Here is a 1063-nt window from a genome sequence, read left to right as displayed (position 1 = left end):
TCGTAGCGGTATTTGACCTGGGTGCCGTCGGCGTTGATACGGCGGCTGATCAGGTGCAGCCCATCGGCGTATTCGTAGCGGGTGACGTGGCCGAGTTCATCGCGTTCGGCGATGATTTTTCCGTAGGGGTTGTAGCTGAATTCCCGGCAAGCACCGCCGGGCTGGATCAGTTTCAGCAGGCGACCGGCAGCGTCCCATTCATAACCGGTCAGTGCGCCATGCTCATCCTCGCGGGCAATCTGTCGCCCTAAATCGTCATAGCGATAACGCTTGATCCCGCCATTGGGCAATTGCTCTTCCAGCAACTGCCCCCGCTCATTCCACACCAGCCGATGGCAACTATGATCCGGGTACCAAACCCCGGTCAGTTGCCCGTGTTTGTTGTAGCTGTAATCGGTAACCTCGCCGTCAGGATCGGTCCTACGCGTAACATCGCCTTGCTTATTACGCTCGTATTTCCAGACCGCCTCCCCACTCCTCACAACCCGAACAAAACCGTTGTCATGCTCGTAGGAGGTCGGCTCATCATCCCCAAGAAACAACGCCACCAAGCGTCCGGCGTCGTCGTACTGATAGGCCGTCACCGCGCCCAGCGGATCCTGCTCGACGGTCAGCCGACCCTTGGCATCGTAGGATTTGAAATGCTGCGCGCCGTCCGGATCGATGCGCTGCACCAACCGCGCTCGGTCGTCGTGGACATAGACTTCCTGGCTACCATCGGCGTTATGCACCGTGACACGCCCGTCATCCCCCCAGGCATAGCGCGTGTCCATCTGCGAAAAGCTCGCCCAATGCCGGACGCAACGCGCTGCAACGTGCCGCCTTGCCGGAGCCTTCCCACGCCCAGAAGAAACTCGCCCCACCGGCCAACTGCCGCTCAACAATGACGTGCTGATCGTCGTATCGATAACGCTCGCTTTCCCCGACAGCATTGGTCGCGCAAACCAGTCGTCCGTCTTCGTCATAGGCGTAGGAAACAACGTTCTGCTCGGTTTCCCAGACGTAGGGCTCACGACATTTGGCGCGATGCACCTGGTAGTCCACCGCCACGATTCGATCCAGC

At 59.6% G+C, this 1063-nt stretch carries 1 pseudogene; it reads right to left on the bottom strand.

The features are described from left to right. Nucleotides 1–1063 (bottom strand): annotated as a pseudogene (locus TK42_RS26705) (type IV secretion protein Rhs); the annotation flags it as partial.

Source organism: Pseudomonas sp. GZJR-8 (assembly GCF_002916705.1).
GTDB classification, from domain to species: domain Bacteria; phylum Pseudomonadota; class Gammaproteobacteria; order Pseudomonadales; family Pseudomonadaceae; genus Aquipseudomonas; species Aquipseudomonas synxantha_A.
This window is presented reverse-complemented; position numbering and strand designations above follow the sequence as displayed.